The organism is Halomonas sp. ND22Bw (assembly GCF_003011945.1).
Classification (GTDB): domain Bacteria; phylum Pseudomonadota; class Gammaproteobacteria; order Pseudomonadales; family Halomonadaceae; genus Halomonas; species Halomonas halophila.
In genome coordinates, this window is sequence record NZ_PXWD01000104.1 from 1 (window position 1) to 505 (window position 505).

At 67.5% G+C, this 505-nt stretch carries 2 protein-coding genes; both read right to left on the reverse strand.

Annotation, left to right across the window (positions count from 1 at the left end):
* Positions 1-196: hypothetical protein (locus CVH10_RS26595; RefSeq protein ID WP_219924737.1), on the reverse strand; the 196-nt coding region annotated here is incomplete at its 3' end.
* The gene (locus CVH10_RS17175) at positions 193-435 is read right to left on the reverse strand and encodes a hypothetical protein (RefSeq protein ID WP_010409139.1); all 243 of its coding nucleotides are present in this window, start codon (positions 433-435) and stop codon (positions 193-195) included. The genes CVH10_RS26595 and CVH10_RS17175, both read right to left, overlap by 4 nt.
* Positions 436-505: the final 70 nt, after the last annotated feature.

Here is a 505-nt window from a genome sequence, read left to right on the forward strand (position 1 = left end):
GTCCCGCCTGACGCAACCGGCGCGTCAGCGGGACGATCATGCGTGGTGCGGTTGACCGTGGCTCCACGGGCTTCCTGCGGGCCTGATGGCCATACTCGGCCGTTCCCTCGATCGCGTCGCAGGGCGGCGTGTCGAGCCGCGAGGTCCGACCGATGCGGGGAGGCCCGTGCATATAGTCGCGGTCGGCGAGGCTCATCGTGCTGGCTCGGACCGGACCCGGAGGGCACGCAGCGCGCGGGTGAGCGGCAGGAGTAAGACGTAGGTCAGGCCGAAAATCGCGGCCATCGCAAGCGTTTCGCCGCCCCAGTCGAGCGCATCGTCGCGCCGCGCGAGCTGGCTGCATTGCGTGAGCGTATGAGTGTCGAGGTCGCAGGCGTGCCAGTGCTTGGTGGCGATCACCTGGTCCCAGGTCGGTGGTGATGTGGTCATGCTCATAGCTCCAGTCCGATGTCCTTTTCGGGGTAGGGAAGTTCAGGCCCTTTGGGCTCGACCGGGACGCTGAACC